The sequence below is a fragment of the Methylomonas sp. TEB genome (assembly GCF_047777895.1).
Taxonomy (GTDB): domain Bacteria; phylum Pseudomonadota; class Gammaproteobacteria; order Methylococcales; family Methylomonadaceae; genus Methylomonas.
In genome coordinates this window covers 285,349-307,644 of record NZ_CP180476.1, presented here as the reverse complement: position 1 = coordinate 307,644, position 22,296 = coordinate 285,349, and the positions used below count along the sequence as shown (strand labels likewise).

Here is a 22,296-nt window from a genome sequence, read left to right as displayed (position 1 = left end):
AACTTTTGCCGGCGTTCCGGCATCAGCTCCCTCGCACACCAAGCACCACATCAATTTAACTCGAGATTAGACCATGCGAAAAAACCTGTTCGTCGCCATCATCCTGGCCTTGCCATTAACCGCCTTCGCTTACCCTAGTGAAAACGACTATGGCCAACCGGTGGACCACAAACTAGAACATTTGAACAAACTGCTGCAACTCAGTCCGGAGCAAAAAACCAAACTGGAAGCGATTTTTAAAGAACAGCACGAAAAATTCCGCGCCATCCACGAAGAGTCGCACAGCCGAATGAAAGAAGTGTTAAGCCCGGAACAAATGCAAAAAATGGACGACTTGCGCAAACAACATCAAGAACAAATGCGCGAGCAAGCCCCTCGTAAACCGGCCCCATAAACAAAACAGCCTCGGCGGTCGCTTGTACCGCCGAGGCTGTTACCGGGAATAAGAAATTCTTTAAGAAAAATTTCGGCCGTAAAAAATCTCGGCCATTTCTTCCTGCAGCATGCCTTGGATTTCTTCCTGATCCTCGTCGCTGAAATTACTTTCTTTCTCGAACAAGTAATTTTCCAGTTCGGTTTCTTTCAACATCATCTTGGTGTGGAAGATGTTTTCCTGATACACATTGACGTCGATCATCTGGTACAGCTCTTTCGTGCTTTCCGCGATGTAGTTCTGGATGGAATTGATTTTATGATCAATGTAATGCTTTTGCCCGGACACGTCGCGGGTAAAGCCGCGCACCCGGTAGTCCATGATGACGATGTCGGACTCAAAACTGTGAATCAGATAATTCAAGGCTTTCAGCGGGGAAATTTGCCCACAAGTTGACACGTCGATGTCGGCCCGAAACGTACAAATATCGGTATCCGGATGGCTTTCCGGATAAGTGTGTACGGTGATGTGGCTTTTATCCAAATGCGCTAAAACCGTCTCCGGCAACGGGCCGGGTGACTCGGAATTCATGCCGGCCGGAATGACCGCACCTTCGGAAATCAGCATCGTCACACTGGCACCCTGCGGATCGTAATCCTGATGGGCGATATTCAAAATTTGCGCGCCAATGATGTTGGCTACGTCTTTTAAAATCTGCGTCAAACGTTTGGCGTTATAGGCTTCGTCGATATATTCGATGTAGGCTTTTTCCTGCTCTTTGGGTGCATAGCAAACGTCGTAAATATTAAAACTCAACGATTTGGTCAGGTTATTAAACCCGTGTAACTGTAATTTGCTCAACCGATCAACCCTCTATAACTTCAAAATCATGACTTATTTCCACGCCCGCTTTGCCCAACATAATGGAAGCCGAGCAATATTTTTCGGCGGATAACTTCACCGCCCGTTCCACTGCGGCAACCGGCAGATTTTTACCCGTCACCTTGAAGTGCAAATGAATTTTGCTGAATACGGCCGGTACTGTGTCCACCCGTTCCGCAGTCAGTTCGGCAGTGCAATGCACAATCTCGTGGCGGCCTTTTTGCAGAATATCCACGACGTCGAACGACGAACAGCCGCCCACGCCCAACAACAGCATTTCCATGGGGCGCACCCCGAGATTACGGCCGCCGTGATCCGGCGGCCCGTCCATCACAACCGTGTGCCCGCTGCCGGATTCGCCGACGAATAATCTGCCGTCGACCCATTTAATCGTTGCCTGCATGTTAAACCCCAACCAAATTCAAAATTGTCGCGAATTTTACAACGAACCCGTCAAATGTCTTGATTTTTTTGTAAAACTACTGCACCTTGATAGGGTAACCAATCTAGTTCACAGAATTATTACAAATTATGAGCTTTGTTAAACAAAACAAGATTTCACCCTCTGCCCTGGACGCCTTTTTACGCTTCTGCCATGTTAGGAGCTATCCAGCCAAAATCACCATAGTCCGCCCTGGCGACATAGGTGACAAACTGTTGTTTGTGGTCGACGGCTCGGTCAGCGTCAGCGTCGAGGACGAGGAAGGCCGCGAGTTGATTTTGGCGTATTTGAACAAACACGATTTCGTCGGCGAGATCGGGGTGTTCAAAAATGCCGAAACGCGGAGCGTACTGGTGAAAACCCGCACCAAATGCCAAATGGCGGAAATCGGCTACGAGCGCTTCAAAATGCTGTTAAACGCCGAGTTGCGCGATCAGGCGGTGGAGATTTTGACCGTACTCGGTGAACAGCTCTCGACCCGTTTGTTGATTACCAGCCGCAAATACCGCGATCTGGCGTTTATGGACGTGGAAGGCCGTATCGCCCGCACTCTGTTGGATTTGGCCAAGGAGCCGGACGCGATTACCCATCCGGACGGCATGCAGTTGCATATCACCCGCCAGGAAATCGGCCGCATCGTCGGTTGTTCCCGCGAGATGGCAGGGCGCGTATTGAAAGAGCTGGAAGACAAGGGCTTGATCACTGCACACGGTAAAACCATCGTGGTATTCGGCACGCGCTAACGCCGCGTGAAGGGCGAATTCATTCGCCCTTTGAGACACTACCAAAAAACGGCTTTACCAAGCTTTGCCGAGCACCATCGACATAGGTAAACACCACCGGCACCACCAGCAGACTTAACAAAGTAGAGCTAATCAAACCGCCAATCACCGCCACCGCCATCGGCTGGCGAAAACTGGCGTCTGCACCCCATCCCAACGCAATCGGCAACATGCCGGCAATCATGGCCACCGTGGTCATGACTATCGGCCGGGCGCGTTTATGGCAGGCATCCAGCAAGGCCTCGTGCCGAGTCAGGCCATGTTCTCGCATCGCCAGCAACGCATATTCCACCAGCAGGATCGAGTTTTTGGTAACGATGCCCATCAGCATGATCAAGCCTATCATCGACGGAATATTCAACTCGCCGCCGGTCAGCAACAGTGCGACAAACGCGCCGCCCATTGACAACGGTATCGCCGACAGGATGGTCAAGGGTTGAAAGAAATCCTTGAATAGCAACACCAATACGCAAAACACGCACAGCAAGCCGGTCAGCATCGCCATACCAAAACTGCTGGCCAATTCGGCCATGATTTCGGCGTCGCCGGTACGAATCAATTTAACGCTGGACGGCATATTAACCACTGCCGGCAAAGTTTTGGCGGCGGCCAGCGCCTCACCCAGGGACATACCGCCCAGTTCGGCATTGACCATGACATAGCGGCGTCGGTCATACCTGTCCACCTGCGCCGAACCGCTGGCTAACGATAGCTCCGCCACACTGGACAGCGGCACCAACCTATCCCCCGCCCTAACTCTTAGATTGGCTAAGACCTGTAAATCCTGCCGCGCGGCATCGGCTATCCTTACCCGAATCGCGAGTTGGCGGTTATCCAGATTCAGCTTGGCCAGTTGGGCGTCGAAATCACCGCTGGTGGCAATGCGCACCGTTTCGCCGATCAGTTCGGCCGTCACACCTAGTTCGGCAGCGCGCTGCCAGTCCGGCCGAATGGCGATTTCCGGCCGTTCCAGGCTGGCCGTGGAACTGATGCTGCTCAAGCTACCCATATTACGCAAATCGCGCTCTAAGGCCTGCGCGCTGGCCTTTAAGGCCGCCGCATTATCGCCGGACAGTATCAAAGACATCTTCTCGCCCGGACCACCAATACCGATGGAAAAGCGGGCGCCGGGCACTTCGCGCAACACTGCCCGCACCGCCTGTTCAATCTGCGCTTGATGCGGCCGCTGTCCTCGCTCGCTCAAGGTTAAGGTCAGCGCGCCCTTACGCTGTTCGCCCGGTCTGGTCACACCGCCACCGACTATTTGACTGCTACCGACCGCGGTAAAAATGTGTTCGACACCTGCCAGCGGTTGCAGAACCGTTCGCGCCGCTTCGGCGACTCGACCGGCATCGTTTATCGAACTACCCGGCGGCAACTCGAATTGCACCGTGGTATAACCACGATCAGCGGACGGCACGAATCCCGCCGGGATCAAGGGCAACAATAGGCAAGCACCCATAAAAAACAGCGTGGAGAGCAGTATCGTCGCCTGGCGATGACGCAAGGTCCACTGCACGGCTTGCAGGTAAATAGGCATTAATCTGCCATCGACGCTGGCCGGGTGATGGCCTTCGGTGAGTAAATACGCCGCCAGCATTGGTGTCAGCAGCCGCGCCACCAGCAAAGACGCCAACACCGCCACCACGGCGGTCCAACCGAACTGCCGAAAAAACAATCCCGACACCCCGCTCATCAGCGCAGTAGGCATAAACACCACCACCAGCGTCAAGGTGGTGGCGATGACCGCCAGGGCGATTTCGTCAACCGCTTCGGCGGCGGCCTGACGGATGCCCTTGCCCATCCGCACATGCCGGGCGATGTTTTCGATTTCCACAATCGCATCGTCCACCAATATCCCGACCACGATAGCCAAGGCCAGCATGGTCAGCATGTTCATGGAAAACCCCAACCAATGCATCACCGCGAACGTCGGCAAAATCGACAAAGGCAGGGCCGACGCCGACACCAAAGTTGCCCGCCAATCGCGCAAGAACCACCACACCACCAAGACCGCCAACAGCGCGCCTTCGTAGAGCATCATCATCGAGCCTTCATACTGCTCTTGCGAATACGCCACCGAACCGGAAATCAGGGTAAAACTCGAGGAAGGATCGGCTTCCCGCATCCGCGCCAAGGCCTGCTCCACATCATTGGCGATGCGGGTTTCGTCAAAACCCTTGGCCCTGTAGATGTTGAAACCGATCAACGGCTTGCCGTCCAAGGCTGCCAATTGCGTACGCTCGGCAACGGTGTCGCGGACCGTGGCGATTTGCTCCAAGCGCACCTCGCCGCCGTTGGCTATAGGCACCGGCAAGGCCGCCAGTTCGCTGGCCTGCCGCACCGTGGCCAGTGTGCGCACCGATTGCTCCGCCAAGCCCACATTACCCCGGCCGCCGGAAGACTCCTGCTGCGCCTGTTTCAAGGCTCGCGACACATCGGTCGCGGTGACGCCCAGCGAAGCCAAGCGCACCGGATCGACTTCCAGTTGTATTTCCCGCTGCACTCCACCCAGGCGTTCGAAACGGCCGACGCCGGCCACGCCCAACATGACCTTGCTGACGTTATCATCCACCTGCCAGGATAAGGCTTCCTCGTCCAGTTTGGTCGAGGCAATCGCATAGGTCAAAATCGGCGCGCCACCCACGGTCACCGCACTGATACTAGGTTGCAGCACACTGCTAGGCAAATCCGAGCGCACCCTGTCCACCGCATCCTTGGTTTCTATCAAGGCATCGGAAAGCTTTTTTTCCAGAATAAATTCGACATTGATTTGCACCAAACCATCGGTAATCGAGGTGCGGATATGCTTCAACCCGGACAGCGTGGCAATCGAATCCTCGACTTTGCGCGCCACTTCGGTTTCAAGTTGTGCCGGCGCCGCGCCCGGTTGATTAAGTTTGACAATGACGCTGGGTAAATCCAGATCCGGCAAGCTCTGTATCGACAACTGCTGCAAGCCGCGTAGTCCGGCCAATGACAGCAAGATAAACAGTAAAATCGATGGAATGGGGCTGCGAATCGACCAAGAGGCAAAACTCATTAATCAATCCTCGTCGGCGCGATGTGCACGAGATCACCATCATTGAGAAAGCCGGCCCCCTCCAATACCACGCGCTCTGCTTCGCTCAAACCGTGGACGATTTCAATGTCCACGCCGTATCGACGGCCGATTTCGACCGCCTGCAAACTTACCAGCGAGGTATCGGCATCGCTGAGTAGCGTCAGCACATAGTTGCGGCCATCGCGGATCACCACGCTGGCGGCCGGCACCACCAATGCCGGACGCTGACTTAACTCGATCCGACCATTGGCATACATGCCGGCCCGCGCCTGACTGCCCGGCAGGATGTCGGCGTACACGACGCCCAATCGCGACTGCTCGTCCAAGGCCGGCGCCAGTTGCCGCACCCTAGCTTGGGCAACGCTGCCGTCCGGCAGGCTCAGTTGAATCGCTTGCCCCGCCTGAATTTGCGCGATTTGCCCGGCGGTCAATTCACCGCGCCATTCCAGGCGATTTTGCCGAATTAATCGAAACAACTCCTGCCCGCTGCCGGCCACCGCGCCCAGGGTTGCCATTCGCGCGCTAATCGCGCCGTCGTCAGGCGCCCGCACCTCGGCATAGCTTAGTTGCAACTGTTTAGCAGCCAACTGGGCCTTGATCGCATCGACCTGAATGCGGGAGGTTTCCGCTTCGGTTTCGTACCGCAACAACTCCTGTTGACTCAGCGTCGCTGCGTTTTTGAGTTTCAGCACCCGCTGTTTGTTGGTTTCGGCTTGCGCGGCAGTGGCCCGCGCCTGGGCCAGATTGGCCTGCAATTGCGCCAGATCGGCGCGCAGCATATCAGCGTCGAAACGCGCCAATAGCTGACCGCGCTTGACCTGATCGCCGACATTGACATTGACTTCGATTAACCTTAATCCGGATTGCTGGGCGCCGATGACGGCTTCTTGCCAGGCCGTAATCGCCCCCGACGCTTCCAGGGTGGTTGGCCACTGCCGCCATTGCGGCACTGCCCGCGTCACCGTCAGCGCCGGCACCGTTTTTCCCGGCGCGGCAGCGCCTGGACTTTCCCGGTTTAACAACCAAACTATTAGCACCGCACAGCATGCTAGTACGGTAAAAATCCCGATAAGCAATGAACCGCGTGCCAATCCACGCTGGGAATAAAGGGTATAAAAGCTTATACGGCGGGCTAGGTGTGTCATCATGACGAAAAATCTCGGCAAACATTACTCAGCTCCAAGTCTATACGACAATTTAAAACTGAACCATCGGGTCTAGAATAAGCCAAATAGCGGCCTAGCGCTCGAAACTCAGCCGACTCGCTCGAATAAGGAAGGTTCCATGAGAAAGAAAAGTGGAGAACGTTGCCAAGCTATTCTGGATGCGGCAAAAACCCTGTTTGAAAAAGTCGGTTTCGAACAAGCGACGATGGCGGAAATCGCCGCTACTGCCGGCCACTCCAAGGCCACGCTGTACAACTATTTCAGCTCAAAGGAACAGTTGTTTCTGGAATTGGCGCGCCGTTCCGCTGATCGCCACAGCGAGCAATTATTTTCCTTGCTGATGCCGGACTGCGGCAGTGCACCTCTCGATACACTGCCAGACCAGGTCAACCAAGTCCTGGCACTGTTGCAACCTTCCGACGACTTGCCGGCCACTTTGCAACGTTTCGGCGAAGGCGTGATGAGCAACTTTCTGTCCTTGAAAAGTTTGGCGGCCCGACGCATGTTGATCGCAGCCGCCGCCACTCATCCGGAAGCCGGCCGCCTGTTTTTCGAAAACGGCCCCGCCAAGGGCATGCAATTTACTGCGCAATTTTTCGCACAAGCGATGAATGCCGGCCAGTTGCGGCATGCCGACCCACATGTGGTGGCCGCGCATTTTCGCGGTTTGCTGGAATCGGAAGTCTACGAATCGGGCTTGTTCAACGCCCGCCGGGAATTGAAACCCAAACAAGTTAAAGCCACAGTCGAGCGCGCCGTCAGCGCGTTTATCAGAGCCTATGCACCGACTGCCACCGATTTGACTGACGATTAGCTATTGCTTGAACACTTCGCGAAACAACTGTTGCATGGCTTCCCAGGATTGTTTATCCGCGTCGGCATCGTAAGCAATAGGCAAATTATTGGCTTTGCCTAACCTATCCGCGTCGGGGTTGGTGAAGCCGTGGCGCGCGCCGGGATAGTTAACCAAACGATAGTCCACGCCGGCTTGGGTCATTTCTTTTTCAAATGCCGCAATGCTGTCGGCGCTGACAAACTCGTCGGCCGCGCCGTTCAAAACCAATACCCGCGATTTGACCTGCCCACGTCTTGCCGGGGTTTGCGTGGCCAGATTACCGTGAAAACTCACCACTGCCGCCAGATCGGTACCCAAGCGCGCCATATTCAAGACTGTCGCACCGCCGAAACAATAACCTATCGCAGCAATCTTGCCCTTATCGACACTGGCTTGTTTTTGTAAAAAGGCTAAAGCCGCGGTAAAACGCAATTGCGAAACGCCCGCCCGCTCCACGACGCTGTTCATGAAGGTTGAGGCTTCGGCTGCATGCTCGCTGGATTTGCCGTCGCCGTACATATCGACCGCCAGCGCGGTATAGCCCAGTTCCGCCAACATCTTCGCGCGCTGCCGGGCGTAGTCGTTCAAGCCCCACCATTCGTGAACCACCAGCACGCCGGGCTGCTTCTCGCCTTTCGTATCGTCCCAAACCAGATAGCCTTTTAGCGTGGCATCGCCGGCGGTATAACTCACGGCTTGCTCCTGCAATGCCGCTTGCAAACCGGAACTGAACAATAAGGCCAAAAAGAATAAACTACGCATCATAAAAACCTCCTGTTGAAAAATGGCCTTACGTTTACACTGCTAACGGGCGTTGTCAATCTCTAGGGCCTTGCGACAATAAAATTCCATCGGGGCGGCGGGTTTTACGGCAACCTAGGCGCTGTGATTTCCTTTAAACGAACGGCAAACATAAACTCCATGACGCATTCCGGCACAAAACCTATCTGGCGACAAATCCCGAAAAGCGTTTGGGCATTGGGCTTTGTCAGTATGTTGATGGATATTTCCTCGGAAATGATCCACAGCCTGCTGCCGGTATTCATGCTCACCACTCTGCATGCCAGCAGTTTGAGCATCGGTTTGATCGAAGGCGCAGCGGAAGCCACCGCGCTGATCGTCAAAGTATTTTCCGGGGTGCTCAGCGATTATTTGGGCAAGCGCAAAAGTCTGGCCTTGATAGGTTACAGCCTGGGAGCCTTGACCAAACCCCTGTTTGCCATCGCCGGCAGCAGCGGCATGGTTTTAAGCGCGCGACTGCTGGACCGGGTCGGCAAGGGCATACGCGGCGCACCGCGCGACGCACTGGTTGCCGACATCACCCCGCCGGAAATTCGCGGCGCGGCCTTTGGCCTCAGGCAATCGCTGGATACGGTCGGCTCTTTTCTGGGACCATTGCTGGCGGTGGCGCTCATGCTCCTGTGGGCCAACGATTTTCGGGCGGTTTTTTGGGTGGCCGTGATTCCTGGCGGGTTGTCGGTACTGATGTTGCTGTTTGGTGTGCGCGAACCCAAGCATCTGCAGCGTTCGCAACACGGCAACCCCATCAAGCGCGCCAATCTGCAACGCTTAAATGCCGACTATTGGCGGGTAGTGATGATAGGCGCGGTGTTCACGCTGGCGCGATTCAGCGAGGCCTTTTTGGTGCTGCGCGCTCAACAAAGCGGCATTCCGATTGCGCTGTTACCCTTGGCAATGGTGGCGATGAACGTCGTTTATTCGGCTACGGCTTACCCGTTCGGCAGACTGTCTGACCGCGTATCGCATCGAAAATTGCTGGCTTGGGGGCTGATCGTGCTGATCGCCGCCGATCTGGTACTGGCAAGTAGCGCCGATTGGCGGGTGGTGCTGGCCGGGGTAGGGCTTTGGGGGGTGCACATGGGCATGACCCAAGGCTTGCTGGCAAAAATGGTCGCGGACACTTCACCACCCGATCTGCGCGGCACCGCTTACGGATTTTTCAATCTGGTCGGCGGCATCGCCATGCTGTTGGCTAGCGTCATGGCGGGGTTGCTGTGGGATAGCTACGGCGCCGAGTTTACGTTTTACGCGGGGGCCGGATTTTGTTTAATGGCTTTATGCATCCTCATCGCTCGTCGCCGGGTTAAAGCGGCTCATTGACATTGAGCGTCCATCGGATTGGAGCAGCCGCAGATTAAAAAAGGGAAAATCCTCGAAAGATTTTGAAATAGGCCTACAACGATGTAAGCTTTAGCGTACAAAAAAACGTCGTCAACGACTGCGCGTTTCAGCCGAATAAGTACTTAAAGCCTAGTTTGAAATACATCCTTCTCAGCCGTTTACAGCGTATCAATAAATACCAGCTTTGGCTGATTTCGGTTGCTCTGGCGACAATGCTCACCGAATCGATTGTGGCGATAATGGAATGGCTGCTGAAAGGCGAAATCAGCTTCGATTATCTACTTACCGGCTTGGTCGCTTCGCTGCTGGTCGCCTCGCTGATCTGCGCGATGATCATTGTTTTTTTAGACCAGTTGAGCAGCTTGAACGACGACAATATCCAATTAAGCACTATTGTCACCGCACTCCCCATTCCACTGGCGCTATTCGACGACAAGCGCAATCTGCAAATGCTGAACCCGGAATTTACCAAGGTCTTCGGCTACCGGCTCCGGGATATTCCCAACCTGTCCGCGTGGCAATTACAGGCCTTCCCCGATCCTGTTTACCGTGAAACGATTGGCGCGGAATGGCAAAAGCGCTTCGAAAATGACGACCAAGAATTTCAGCCCCTGGAAATCAAAGTTCGTTGCAAAAACGGCCTGAACAAGCACGTCATGACCACCGCTACCCGCATAGGCGGGGCCGGCAAGAAAATGCAACTGGTATTGCTCTACGATATTTCCAAACGCATCAATGCGATGAATGCGCTCGCCGAGTCGCGCAGCTTGCTGCAATCGGTGATCGAAACCATACCCATGCGGGTATTTTGGAAAGACCTGCACTCGCGCTATCTCGGCTGCAACTCGCAGTTCGCGCGAGATGGCGGTTTCACGAGAACCGAAGACCTCCTCGGTAAAGTCGATCAGCAACTATCCTGGCGAAACCAGGCTTTGCGCTATCGTGCCGACGACCGCCAGGTCATGCAATCCAATCTGCCTAAGCTGGCTTACGAAGAGCCGCAAACCACGCCTGAGGGCAAAGAGATTCTACTGAGAACATCGAAAGCGCCACTGCGCAATAGTTTGGGCGAAACCATCGGGGTATTGGGAGTATACGATGACATCACCGAGCTAAAGAAGATCGAAAACGAGTTGTGGCTGGCCAAAACCATGGTCGATAAAAGCAAGACCGCTTTCTTCTGTCTTGATTCCAAGGGCATGGTGACGTACGTCAACGATTACGCTTGTCAGTCCTTGGGCTATTCGCGGGACGAGCTGGTGGGTATGGCACCCTGGGAATTCGATCCGGACCTTTTGGCCAGTGCCTGGTCAAACATCTGGCAGCGCTTGCGCGACTGTGAAATTGTCAGCCACGAAAGCCGCCATCGACGTAAGGACGGCACGATTTTCCCGGTTGAGCTCACCTGCCACTATATCGCTCACAATGGCTTGGAACTGAGTTTTACCTTCGCGCAAAATATTAGCGAACGCAAACGCCTGGACACCGAACTGCGAATTGCCGCGACAGCTTTTGAATCGCAGGAGGGCATGATGATTACCGATGCCGATGCCGTCATTTTAAAGGTGAATAAATCCTTTACCGAGATTACCGGCTACGCCAGCGAAGAGGCCATCGGTCAAAAAATGAATATCCTCAATTCCGGCATTCACGATGCGCTGTTTTTTGCCGAAATGTGGCAATCCATTGATAGCAAAGGTGTCTGGCAAGGTGAAATCTGGAATCGGCGCAAGAACGGCAATATATTTCCGGAATGGCTCACCATCAGCGCCGTGAAAAGCCCGGATGGCAAGATAACCCATTATGTCGGCACGATGATGGACATAACGGCACGTAAAGCCATAGAGCAACACATTCATCATCTGGCCCACTTCGACGCACTGACCGATTTGCCCAATCGCACCTTGCTGATCGACCGTTTGCATCAGGCTATCGCTCAGGCCAGACGCGAGCGCAGTTTGCTGGCCTTGCTCTATCTGGATCTGGATAAATTCAAGCCGGTCAACGACAGCTTCGGCCACGATGTCGGCGACTTATTGCTGAAAGAGGTGGCGAATCGTCTGGAGGCTTGCGTCAAGCGGGAAACGGATACCGTATCGCGTTTGGGCGGCGATGAGTTTGTAATTTTACTCTGCCAATTGGACCGACACTCCGCGGCCGGGCTGGTGGCCGAAAACATCTTAAGCAGTCTGAATCAGCCGTTTGTGATTCAACAACACACGCTGGATATTTCTTCCAGTATCGGCATTGCCGTTTATCCCGATGACGGCCTGGAGGCAAATAGCCTGATGAAAAACGCCGACAATGCCATGTATCAAGCCAAATGCGCGGGGCGGGGCTGCTTTCGGTTTTTCAGACCCAAAGCCGATGGCTAATTACCGACGGTAGCCGCCGGTCCGGATAACCAAAGGCCAAGCTTCGGTTCTACCGCCAGACCGTTCTCGTCGGTAAATTGAAACGGTACGGAAATCAGCTCCATACCGCGATTGATCTGCACCGCAAAATGCAAATGCGGCCCGGTCGTCAAACCGGTATTGCCGGAGTAAGCGATCAGCTGCCCGGTTGCCACCCGCATTCCTGGCGTGACTTGGGCTTTTTCCAGAGCCAAATGCGCGTACACAGCCATGGAGCCGTCCTCATGCAAGATCCTGATACTGTTAGCCTTGCTGGCGTAAGCCTGGCTAGTACCATGACTGGTATAGTCATTTTCCACTTCCAGCACGATACCGCCCCGGGCTGCGTAAACCGGCGTATCAACCGGCATCATGATGTCTAACGCATAACGATTCTGTTCATCGTTATGACTGTATGGTCCATTAAAAGCTTGGGTAATTTGAAACTGTGCACCGGCCGGCAAGGGTGGCTTATAAAGCGTTTGACTCACATAGCCGGGTAAAGGCCGCCCGACCACATAGCTGTATTGCAGATTGACACTATAAAATCCGGCGCTCTGGTTGGGAATAAGCGAGAACAAGCTGCCGGACTGGCCGGATTCAACGACAAAGCGGCGCGGCAAATCCGGATTGGCGCTGACATTTTCCCGCTCACGCCAATCGACGGCCAGTTCGATGGGCCCCGGATAGGCGTTCAGCGCAAAAAAACTCGGTTGCAAATCATCGGCCGTTTTTTCCAGCCAAACGCGCTTAGGATTGGCGGCTTTTAACTGCCTGACTGCTACCGGCTGATTCGATGCGGGGGCCTGATCGGTAAAAAACCAGGTACCTTCGGCATCCTGATATTTATAAAGCTTTTTAGCTACGCCGCTACTGGACGCCAGTAACAGCGAAATCGCCAAAATACCGCGAGCAAACACCGGTCGCCACGATTATTTGCGGGTAGAACTAAAGGTGTAAGACCGCACCACGCCTTGTGCGTCGAAACGAATCAGCAAATCCTGGGAATCGTTACCGCCGAACAGGGCATATTTGTAGATCCCGTAAGTCCAGGTAGGCTTACCATCTTCCATGCCGGTGCGCCAAGGCGTGCCGAACATTTCGGTAATATCTTGCTTACGGGTTTGGCCGACCTTGATTTCCGGCACTCGGACGGGGGAAAACTCTTGGCCGACAGTAAAGCAACCGGTCAGTTGCGTCGTCGCAAGGCTGGCGACTAATAGAAGTGAACTAAAGCCAAAAGCGCGTGGTCCGCGTTTTGCAAGAAAATTGTTCATTGGTATTCCCTGATTGAAAAATTGATTGATATAAACTAGCTGTTAGTGGCTTATCTTAGCCGGTTCCAGCCGCGATTCGAAAATTTTTTAGCCTCCGATAAGATGTCATCATGCCTACCGAAAACCACAATTCAGCCCTCGATAATCTGAACTTCGACAATCGTTTTATCCGCGAGTTGCCTGGTGATCCCGAACCGGATAATTTTCGGCGCCAAGTTTATGCAGCCTGCTATTCCCGGGCCAATCCGACGCCGGCGCAGCAACCCAGATTGGTCGCTTATTCCAGAGAAGTCGCGGAAGACTTGGACTTATCCGCCGAACTCTGCGAATCGGAAGATTTTTGCCAAGTATTCTCCGGCAGCCGGCTAGCAAAAGGCATGGAAGCGTATGCGATGTGCTACGGCGGCCATCAATTCGGCCATTGGGCCGGCCAGCTCGGCGACGGCCGAGCCATCAACTTGGGCGAGGTGGTTAATCAGCGTAAGCAACGCTACACCTTGCAACTGAAAGGCGCGGGCGTGACGCCTTATTCCCGTAGCGCCGACGGCTTGGCTGTACTGCGTTCGTCAATACGTGAGTTTTTGTGCAGCGAAGCCATGCATCATCTCGGTGTGCCGACCACCCGCGCCTTGAGTGTAATCCTGACCGGCAAACAGGTGGTGCGTGATATGTTTTACGACGGTAATCCGCAAATGGAACCTGGCGCGGTGGTGTGCCGGGTGGCGCCGTCGTTCGTCCGCTTCGGCAATTTTCAACTATTCACCGCGCGCGATGACCTCGATTCGCTGAAAAAACTGGTGGATTACACCATTCGCACCGATTTTCCGGAGCTGGGTGAGCCATCGATTCCCGTCTACCTGGAATGGTTTAAACAAGTCTGCCGCAAGACGGCCGAAATGATCGTGCACTGGCAGCGGGTCGGCTTTGTGCACGGCGTGATGAACACCGACAATATGTCGATCCTGGGCTTGACCATCGATTATGGTCCTTACGGCTGGCTTGAAAATTACGATCCGGACTGGACGCCTAACACCACCGACGCCCAAGGCCGGCGCTACCGGTTCGGCAATCAGGCGAAAATCGCCTATTGGAATTTGGTACAACTCGCCAACGCTCTGTATCCCTTGATTATGCGCGCCGAAAGTTTGCAACAAGCTTTATCGGCTTATACCGACACCTTCGACGCCGGCTGGCAGGCGATGATGGCCGCCAAATTGGGCCTAACAAGGTTCGAGCCCAGCGAAGACGAGGCCTTGGTGAACGACTTAACCCAGCTCATGCAAACCGCTGAAACCGATATGACTTTGTTTTATCGGCAGTTGGCTGATGTCGATGTCAGCGCGGAATCGAATTCGCCGGCGCAATTTTTAGCGCTGTTGCAGCGCACCAGCTACGAGCCGTTGAACGACGACCTCATGGAACAAGCTAGCCGCTGGTTCGCCATTTATCGCCTGCGCAGTCAGCGCGACGGCAGGCTACCGCTGGATCGCAGCTCAGCAATGAACTCGGTCAATCCGAAATACGTATTGCGTAATTATCTGGCGCAATTGGCTATTGATCAGGCTGAACAAGGCGATTTTTCTTTGGTCCAGGAGTTACTCGAAGTGCTGCGCCACCCTTACGCCGAACAAGCGGATAAACAGAGTTTTGCCGCTAAACGGCCCGATTGGGCTAAGCAGCGCGCCGGCTGCTCCATGCTGTCCTGCAGCTCCTAACGACTCGTCTCGGCAAATTTCGAACCAAGGTACTATGTTAACTTGTTCAAATTAGCTTATTATTCGGTCACAAAATCACGTTATTTATTTGGAATAAACTTCGGAGCAAAGCATGGCCAAAGAAATCGGCATCGTTAAAATCGCAACTGGCACCGTTACCGCCATTGCCGCCGACGGCAGTAAACGTATTTTGCAGGTCGGCGACCGCGTTTATCCAACCGATCTTTTGACCACTGCCGACGGCAGCACGGTGATGATACAACTTGCCAATGGCTCGTTTATTGATATGGGCGGCAACGACAGCATGCAGCTTGCTGCAGCGCTGCAGGAACAAGGCGAGCCGGCTCAGATCGTCCAGAATCCTACACCCGCCGGTCCCAGCGCGGAAGATATTCAGGCGGCCTTACTGGCCGGCGCCGATCCAACCACAATAGCTGAAGCGACTGCCGCTGGCGGTGCGCCGGCAGCAGGAGGCGCGCCTGGGGCAGGTAACGAAGGCCATGTGCCGGTTATCGTCGAATATCTCAACCCTGTAGCACCGGTCACGAATGGTTTCGATACCACCGGTCCCAATGTCGCATTTCCGCCGATTGTGCCGGAAGTTTTGATTTTGAATCCGGAGCAGGCCGCTGCAACCTCCGGCAACCAGCCGCCGATTGCAGGCAATGACAGCGTTACAGGCTTAACACCCGGCAGCAGTGTTACGATCAACGTGCTGGGCAACGACAATGACCCGGATGGCACGCTCAACCCCGCCAGCGTGCAAATCGTCGGCAGTAACGGACCCGGTCAACCACTAGTTGTGCCTGGCCAGGGTATTTGGACTGTCGACACGACTACAGGCTCCATCACTTTTACGCCAACCCCCGGTTTTACCGGCAATCCGACTCTGATCACCTACACCGTCGAGGATGATTTGGGCCTGGAGTCCAATCCCGCCGAAGTCAGCATTGTTTACGTGCCTACTGTCACTGTCAGCGACGTCATCGTGGACGAAAGTGACGCTAGCTTACCCCCTGCCGAGACCGGCACTCTGCGTATTAACGGCCAAGCACCAACATCGGTTGTCTTGTCGGCCAGCGGGGCAACCTGGGACGCCGCTACGCAAACCCTGACAGCCAGCGACGGTTCTTATCAGGTAGTTGTGAACAATGACAGTTACACCTTTACCTTGCTAAACGCTTTGACCCACATAAACACAGGCGCACCGGAATCGCCAGCTATTGGCTTTACATTTTCCGCGACGTTAACCGATCAGGACGGAAGGGTCGCGAATACGACGTTTAGTGCGAACGTGTTTGATGATGCGCCCTTCGTCAAAAACAGCAACGGGAATTTACAAGATGCCGCAGGTCGAACATTAACGGGCTTGATTGATTACGATCTGGGTTTTGACGGCTTTGGAAGTGCCGGTGGTGTAAATTTGATAAACAATAATGGGGCGTTAACGTCTCGAGCAGACGGTATTTCTTATTTGCTTGTCGATAGCAACGGCGATCATCTGCAAGAGCTCTATGCTTTTGTCGATAACGGTGCCCTGACGACCACATTTGCCGACCTCAGCGCTGACCGCATGGTATTTTCGCTGCTGCCTACAGTTAACGGCGCCGTAGATGGTGCGTACAAATTGGAATTGCACGATGTTTTGGATTTGCCTGCTGCGCCGAGCACCACGCTAGATTTTGGCAGCGCCGCGCTGGCTTTCGGTGCCGGAAAAGTTGCTGTAGGGAATTCTCTGCTTGTTGAGGGCAGCAACCTGTTTATCGACTCAGCAAACAATGACGTCGGTGTGGGTGATAGATTTTTGGATGCATCGGAAGTAATAACCTACAGGTTTGGTACTGTCGGCGGTTTCGATATTACATCTCCGCAATTAGTAAACTCGGTACAACTCAATGAAGCCGATGTTGGTAGTGCTTTGGATGTTTTTAGCTGGACAGCTTATAGGGGGCTAACCCAAGTTGATACTGGAACGGTTGTATTTAGCACGCCTGCTGGAGGTGGGCTTACGGATCCGATTAATGTGGTTGGTGGATACGACAGGCTGGAAATCCAGGTCAATTTTGGCAAACTCGCGGTGGGAGGCCTGCAATATACCAGCGTAGCGCCACAAAACCTGCAATTACAGTTTGGTTTTAGTGCAACAGATGGTGATGGCGATAGCACCGGCGTTGGTAGCTTTACCGTCGATACCGGCGCATTGCTCAATACTGGCATCAGCAGTGTGCTGCCTGATTTGCAACACCCCGATAGCGTTATTCATTAATCAAGCGCATTTCGCAACAAAAAAAGCCGGCATAAGCCGGCTTTTTGTTGTCTGGGAACAAGCTTTAATCTGCTTTGCGCTGCTTTGCGCTGTTTTCCGTAGCCTACCATACCAATCAGACCAGACAAAAACAGCCATGTTGCGGCCGGCAAAGGTACTGCCGAAGTCGTATACGTAATAGTGGCTTGGACAAAAGGGTTGCTGCCTTGCCCCGCATTCAAGTCCGCGGTCACATCAGGTGACAGCGCCAAGGTGATAAGAATTTTGTTGTCCTGTGTCCAACTCTGCAATAAAGCACCCGGTAGCAGCGTGCTCCGCGACCACTCGACCAAATCGGCGTTTGTAACCGTGCTGTAATTGTTGGCGTCGACAAAGACAGCACTAGAGTTAACGGGTGGAGCAATAGGAGCGAATTTCAGATTGCTGATCACACTTTCGAATGTAACGGCGATGTTTTCAGGATTGGCAGTAGATGCGTTGATAGAGTAATCTCCGCGCGCATGGACAGTGAAGCTGCCGGCCACTAAATCCGCCAAAGGCGCATTATCAATAGAGAAAGTAAAAACCTGTCCATCCAGGGTTTGCTGGAACTCAGTGGAGGTAAAACTGACCAGCCCAGCACTAGCTTCTATGCTTGCCGTAGAAAGAAACAAGGCAACCAAGGGTTTAACTAGTTGATTACGCATAGGGATTTCCTTAAAAATGAGTACTGGCACAAATTTTACGTCATGTCGGCTTGCAAAGCCACCTGTACTTAAGGGCTGAAGCTCATTAAATCCAATGCAATTCTGACCATACAATAACCTTTTGCCTGCTTCGAAAAACTAAACCGCTGCGTTTTTTGGCTACACCCAGGTTTTACCTGGATTCTAGCCGGATTTGCCGGCAGCGGATTACTAAAAAAATATGCTCAAACCAGCCATTTCGGGTATCCTTTTTAAGCTAATCCAACGTTTTCCAAGGTTCCGTAATGACCAACAATACCGATATTGCCGCCAAACACGATATTGATCCTGCTGAAACCCTAGAATGGATGGAGGCACTGCAAGCGGTGATAGAAAAAGAAGGCGGCGACCGCGCCAGTTTTCTGATTGAAACCCTGCTCAGTACCGCCAGACAAGCCGGCATGGACATTCCGTTCTCGGCTAATACGCCTTACATCAACACCATCCCGATAGATAGGCAACCCAAATTTCCCGGCAACACCGACATCGAACGCACCATCCGCTCTTACGTGCGCTGGAATGCGATGATGATGGTGTTGCGCGCCAACAAATACACCAATGTCGGCGGCCATATCGCCAGTTTCGCTTCCGCCGTCACCTTATACGATGTCGGGCAAAATCATTTCTGGAACGCCCCCTCGGACAAACACGGCGGCGACCTGATTTTCTCGCAAGGTCATTCCGCGCCCGGCACCTATGCTCACGCCTTCTTGCTGGGCCGCTTGAGCGAAGAGCAAATGGACAGCTTTAGACAAGAAGTCGGCGGCAACGGCTTATCGTCTTATCCGCACCCTTGGTTGATGCCGGACTTCTGGCAATTCCCGACCGTTTCGATGGGTCTAGGCCCGATCATGGCTATCTACCAAGCCCGCTTCATGCGTTATATGCAAAACCGCGGCTTTGCCAACACCGAAGGCCGTAAAGTCTGGGCCTTCCTGGGCGACGGCGAAACCGACGAACCGGAAACTCTGGGCGCGATCGGCATGGCAGGCCGGGAAAAACTGGATAACCTGATTTTCGTCGTCAACTGCAACCTGCAACGTCTGGACGGTCCGGTACGCGGCAACGGCAAGATTATTCAAGAATTGGAAGCCAACTTCCGCGGCGCCAACTGGAACGTTATCAAAGTAATCTGGGGCCGGCGCTGGGACGCGATTCTGTCCCGCGACAAGGACGGTTTGGTGGTTAAACGCATGATGGAATGCGTGGACGGCGATTACCAAACCTTCAAATCCAAGGACGGCGCCTACGTCCGGGAAAAATTCTTCAACACCCCCGAACTGCAGGAACTAGTCAAGGATTACACCGACCGCGACATCTGGGAATTGAATCGTGGCGGCCACGACCCGATCAAAGTGTTCGCGGCCTTCAATGCCGCCGTCAATCACACAGGTCAACCGACGGTAGTTCTGGCTAAAACCATCAAGGGTTACGGCATGGGCGATTCGGGACAAGCGCAAAACACCAGCCATCAACAGAAGAAGATGAGCATGGAATCGATCAAATATATCCGCGACCGCTATCAATTGCCGGTCAGCGACGAAGAATTGATCAATCTACCTTACCTGCGTTTTGCGGAAGACTCTGCGGAACTGAATTACCTGCGCCAACGCCGCGTCGATCTGGGCGGTTATCTGCCGGCTCGCCGCGCCAAGTCCTACCCGCTCGAAGTACCGGCCTTATCCGCTTTCAAAGCGCTATTGGACGGCACCGGCGAAGGTCACGAGATTTCCACCACCATGGCCTTTGTGCGCATTTTGAACATCCTGGTCAAGGACAAACAAATCGGTAAGCGCGTAGTACCGATTGTCCCGGACGAGTCGCGCACTTTTGGTATGGAAGGCATGTTCCGGCAGTTGGGTATCTGGTCTCAAGTCGGCCAGCTCTACACCCCGCAAGACGCCGAGCAACTGATGTTTTACAAGGAAGACAAGCACGGCCAGGTGTTGCAGGAAGGTATCAACGAAGCGGGCGGCCTGTGCGACTGGATTGCAGCCGGTACCGCCTATTCAACCCACGGCGTACCGATGATTCCGTTCTTCATCTATTACTCGATGTTCGGTTTCCAACGGGTCGGTGATTTGATCTGGGCCGCGGCAGACCAACGTACCCGCGGTTTCCTGCTGGGCGGCACCGCCGGCAGAACCACCTTGAACGGCGAAGGTTTGCAGCATGAAGACGGCCACAGCCACTTGATGTCCGCCACCGTACCGAATTGCTATTCCTACGACCCGACCTTCGCCTGCGAATTAGCGGTGATCATTCAGGACGGCTTGCGCCGGATGTATGTAGAACAGGAGGATATTTTCTATTACATCACCTTGATGAACGAAAACTACGACCAACCGGCCATGCCGGAAGGCGCGGAGGCCGACATCCTGAAAGGCATGTATTTGTTCAAAAAAGGCCCGAACAGCAAAAAACCGCGCGTGCAATTGCTGGGCTCCGGCACCATCTTTATCGAAGTCATTGAAGCCGCCAAACTGCTGCACGATGATTGGGGCGTGGACGCCGACATCTGGAGCTGCCCAAGCTTTACCGAGCTGGCTCGAGACGGCCAAACCTGCGAGCGCTGGAACCGTTTGCATCCGACCGAAAAGCCGCGCATCACGCATATCGAACACTGCCTGGATAGCACCAAGGGTCCGATCATCGCCGCTACCGATTACATGCGCGCATTTGCCGAACAAATTCGCCCTTGGGTGAATCGCTCTTACACGGTGTTGGGTACTGACGGCTTCGGCCGCTCGGACACCCGCGCCAAGCTGCGTAGCTTCTTCGAAGTGGACAGATACCACGTTGCCGTTGCCGCCTTGCACAGCCTGGCGCAAGCCGGCGAGTTCGACGCCGCCAAAGTCGAGGTAGCCATTGCCAAATACAACATCAACCCTGACGCAACCGCTCCCTGGTTGATTTAACGGAAAGCGACATATGAGTTCTGTAATTGAAATAAAAGTCCCCGACGTCGGCAATGTCCCTGAAATCGACATCGTCGAGGTGCTGATCAAGCCCGGCGACGTGGTCGCGGTCGAACAAACCCTGGCGGTGATGGAAACCGACAAAGCGACGATGGACTTACCATCCAGCGCAGCCGGCACCATCAAAACCATCCATATCAAACCCGGCGATAAAGTCTCCGAGGGTACATTGATCGCTACGCTTGAAGTGGGCGAGGCAACTGCAGCTCCTGCCGAACCGGCACCGGTTGCCACGCCTGCCCCAGCCGAACCGAGCCCAGCTCCGATTGCGGAAGCCCCAAAAATAGAACCCGCTCAACCTGCCGCAGCGCCAGCTACGCCGGTCGTAACAAGTAACGAAGGGTTTAAAGCCCACGCCACACCCAGCGTCAGACTCTTCGCCCGTGAATTGGGCGTCGATCTGAGCAAAATCCCAACCGGTAGCGGCCGTAAAGGCCGCATCCTGCAAGAGGATGTGAAAAACTTCGTCAAGCAAGTCATGACCTCCGGCGGATCAACCGGTGGTGGCGCAGGTATTCCGGCTATTCCTGCCGTTGATTTCACCCAATTCGGCGAAATCGAGGAAAAACCGCTCAGCAAAATCAAGCGTCTGACCGGCCAAAATCTGACTCGCGTCTGGTTGAATTTGCCATTGGTAACGTATCACGACGAAGTGGCCATCGACACGATGGAAGACTTCCGCAAGTCGGTCAACGCCGGCCTGGCCAAGGATGCTGTCAAAGTTACCGGCCTGATTTTCATCATGAAGGCCTTGGTCGCCGCGATGCAGAAATATCCGGCGTTCAACAGCTCACTGTCACCGGAAGGCGACAAGCTGTATTTCAAAAAATACTTCCACATTGGCATCGCCGTCGATACCCCAAATGGTCTCGTCGTACCGGTCATTCGCGATGTGGATAAAAAAGGCATTTTCCAACTGTCCGCCGAACTGGCCGAGAAAAGCGAATTGGCCAGAACCGGCAAGTTGAAACCGGCCGATATGCAGGGCGGTTGCATGACCATCTCCAGTTTGGGCGGCATCGGCGGCACAGCGTTTACGCCCATCGTCAACGCCCCGGAAGTGGCGATTTTGGGCGTAACCCGCTCCAAAGTGCAGCCGGTTTGGAACGGCAAGGAATTCGAACCGAAATTGATGCTGCCATTGGACATTACCTACGACCACCGCGTCATAGACGGCGCCGAAGGTGCGCGTTTTATGGAAGCATTAAAATCTTATCTGGGCGACATTCGGCGCTTGTTATTGTAAACAGCAAGGA

General features: G+C 54.1%; 17 protein-coding genes. 9 read left to right on the top strand and 8 right to left on the bottom strand.

Features of this window, described 5'->3' with window-relative positions; translation table 11 throughout:
* The first annotated feature begins 73 nt into the window (after positions 1-73).
* Positions 74-394, top strand: a complete 321-nt coding sequence (locus ACMXD4_RS01350; protein WP_171696873.1) for a periplasmic heavy metal sensor — start codon at positions 74-76, stop codon at positions 392-394.
* Between the two features lie 60 nt (positions 395-454).
* On the opposite strand, the gene speD is transcribed toward ACMXD4_RS01350, so the two are convergent.
* Positions 455-1,234 carry an adenosylmethionine decarboxylase gene (gene speD / locus ACMXD4_RS01345; RefSeq protein WP_033158233.1) on the bottom strand — a complete coding sequence of 260 codons (780 nt, stop codon included), beginning with the start codon at positions 1,232-1,234 and terminating at the stop codon, positions 455-457.
* 4 nt (positions 1,235-1,238) lie between these two features.
* The gene (locus tag ACMXD4_RS01340; RefSeq protein ID WP_033158234.1) at positions 1,239-1,658 is read right to left on the bottom strand and encodes an OsmC family protein; all 420 of its coding nucleotides are present in this window, start codon (positions 1,656-1,658) and stop codon (positions 1,239-1,241) included.
* A 128-nt stretch (positions 1,659-1,786) separates the two neighbouring features.
* On the opposite strand from ACMXD4_RS01340, the gene crp reads away from it, so the two are divergent.
* Positions 1,787-2,440, top strand: coding sequence for a cAMP-activated global transcriptional regulator CRP (crp, locus tag ACMXD4_RS01335; protein ID WP_033158235.1), 654 nt, complete (start codon positions 1,787-1,789; stop codon positions 2,438-2,440).
* Between the two features lie 19 nt (positions 2,441-2,459).
* On the opposite strand, the gene ACMXD4_RS01330 is transcribed toward crp, so the two are convergent.
* Both ACMXD4_RS01330 and ACMXD4_RS01325 read right to left on the bottom strand, forming a co-directional pair.
* Positions 2,460-5,522 (bottom strand): efflux RND transporter permease subunit, encoded by a 3,063-nt coding sequence (locus ACMXD4_RS01330; protein ID WP_415879625.1) that lies wholly within the window; start codon positions 5,520-5,522, stop codon positions 2,460-2,462.
* Entirely contained in the window at positions 5,522-6,691 is a 1,170-nt protein-coding gene (locus ACMXD4_RS01325; RefSeq protein WP_253734531.1) for an efflux RND transporter periplasmic adaptor subunit, read from the bottom strand. The genes ACMXD4_RS01330 and ACMXD4_RS01325 overlap by 1 nt, the downstream gene beginning before the upstream one ends.
* Before the next feature lie 136 nt (positions 6,692-6,827).
* Between ACMXD4_RS01325 and ACMXD4_RS01320 the strand changes: the two genes are divergently transcribed.
* On the top strand, positions 6,828-7,523 hold the full coding sequence (locus tag ACMXD4_RS01320; RefSeq protein ID WP_171696875.1) for a TetR/AcrR family transcriptional regulator: 696 nt from the start codon (positions 6,828-6,830) through the stop codon (positions 7,521-7,523).
* Here the strand turns inward: ACMXD4_RS01320 and ACMXD4_RS01315 are convergent, their stop codons facing one another.
* Positions 7,524-8,309 (bottom strand): dienelactone hydrolase family protein, encoded by a 786-nt coding sequence (locus tag ACMXD4_RS01315; RefSeq protein ID WP_415879624.1) that lies wholly within the window; start codon positions 8,307-8,309, stop codon positions 7,524-7,526. It abuts the gene before it with no gap.
* 156 nt (positions 8,310-8,465) lie between these two features.
* On the opposite strand from ACMXD4_RS01315, the gene ACMXD4_RS01310 reads away from it, so the two are divergent.
* Together ACMXD4_RS01310 and ACMXD4_RS01305 are read left to right on the top strand one after the other, a co-directional pair.
* Positions 8,466-9,665, top strand: a complete 1,200-nt coding sequence (locus ACMXD4_RS01310; RefSeq protein ID WP_415879623.1) for an MFS transporter — start codon at positions 8,466-8,468, stop codon at positions 9,663-9,665.
* A gap of 155 nt (positions 9,666-9,820) precedes the next feature.
* Complete coding sequence (locus tag ACMXD4_RS01305) at positions 9,821-12,061, top strand: PAS domain S-box protein (RefSeq protein ID WP_415879622.1); 2,241 nt, start codon at positions 9,821-9,823, stop codon at positions 12,059-12,061.
* Here ACMXD4_RS01305 and ACMXD4_RS01300 read toward each other — a convergent pair.
* Together ACMXD4_RS01300 and bamE are read right to left on the bottom strand one after the other, a co-directional pair.
* Entirely contained in the window at positions 12,058-12,999 is a 942-nt protein-coding gene (locus ACMXD4_RS01300; protein WP_415879621.1) for a peptidoglycan DD-metalloendopeptidase family protein, read from the bottom strand. The genes ACMXD4_RS01305 and ACMXD4_RS01300 overlap by 4 nt on opposite strands.
* 12 nt (positions 13,000-13,011) lie before the next feature.
* The gene (bamE, locus tag ACMXD4_RS01295) at positions 13,012-13,356 is read right to left on the bottom strand and encodes an outer membrane protein assembly factor BamE domain-containing protein (protein WP_026602570.1); all 345 of its coding nucleotides are present in this window, start codon (positions 13,354-13,356) and stop codon (positions 13,012-13,014) included.
* 110 nt (positions 13,357-13,466) lie between these two features.
* Here bamE and ACMXD4_RS01290 point away from each other — a divergent pair, with 110 nt between their 5' ends.
* Together ACMXD4_RS01290 and ACMXD4_RS01285 are read left to right on the top strand one after the other, a co-directional pair.
* On the top strand, positions 13,467-15,071 hold the full coding sequence (locus ACMXD4_RS01290) for a protein adenylyltransferase SelO (protein WP_171696879.1): 1,605 nt from the start codon (positions 13,467-13,469) through the stop codon (positions 15,069-15,071).
* Positions 15,072-15,183: 112 nt separating this feature from the next.
* A complete protein-coding gene (locus ACMXD4_RS01285) occupies positions 15,184-17,337 on the top strand; it encodes a retention module-containing protein (protein ID WP_415879620.1) in 2,154 nt (717 codons plus the stop codon).
* Here the strand turns inward: ACMXD4_RS01285 and ACMXD4_RS01280 are convergent.
* Complete coding sequence (locus tag ACMXD4_RS01280; RefSeq protein WP_216614774.1) at positions 17,334-18,023, bottom strand: VPLPA-CTERM sorting domain-containing protein; 690 nt, start codon at positions 18,021-18,023, stop codon at positions 17,334-17,336. The two genes, ACMXD4_RS01285 and ACMXD4_RS01280, sit on opposite strands and share 4 nt — an antisense overlap.
* Positions 18,024-18,307: 284 nt before the next feature.
* On the opposite strand from ACMXD4_RS01280, the gene aceE reads away from it, so the two are divergent.
* A complete protein-coding gene (aceE, locus tag ACMXD4_RS01275) occupies positions 18,308-20,980 on the top strand; it encodes a pyruvate dehydrogenase (acetyl-transferring), homodimeric type (protein ID WP_033158244.1) in 2,673 nt (890 codons plus the stop codon).
* A gap of 13 nt (positions 20,981-20,993) precedes the next feature.
* Complete coding sequence (locus tag ACMXD4_RS01270; protein WP_415879619.1) at positions 20,994-22,286, top strand: 2-oxo acid dehydrogenase subunit E2; 1,293 nt, start codon at positions 20,994-20,996, stop codon at positions 22,284-22,286.
* Positions 22,287-22,296: the final 10 nt, after the last annotated feature.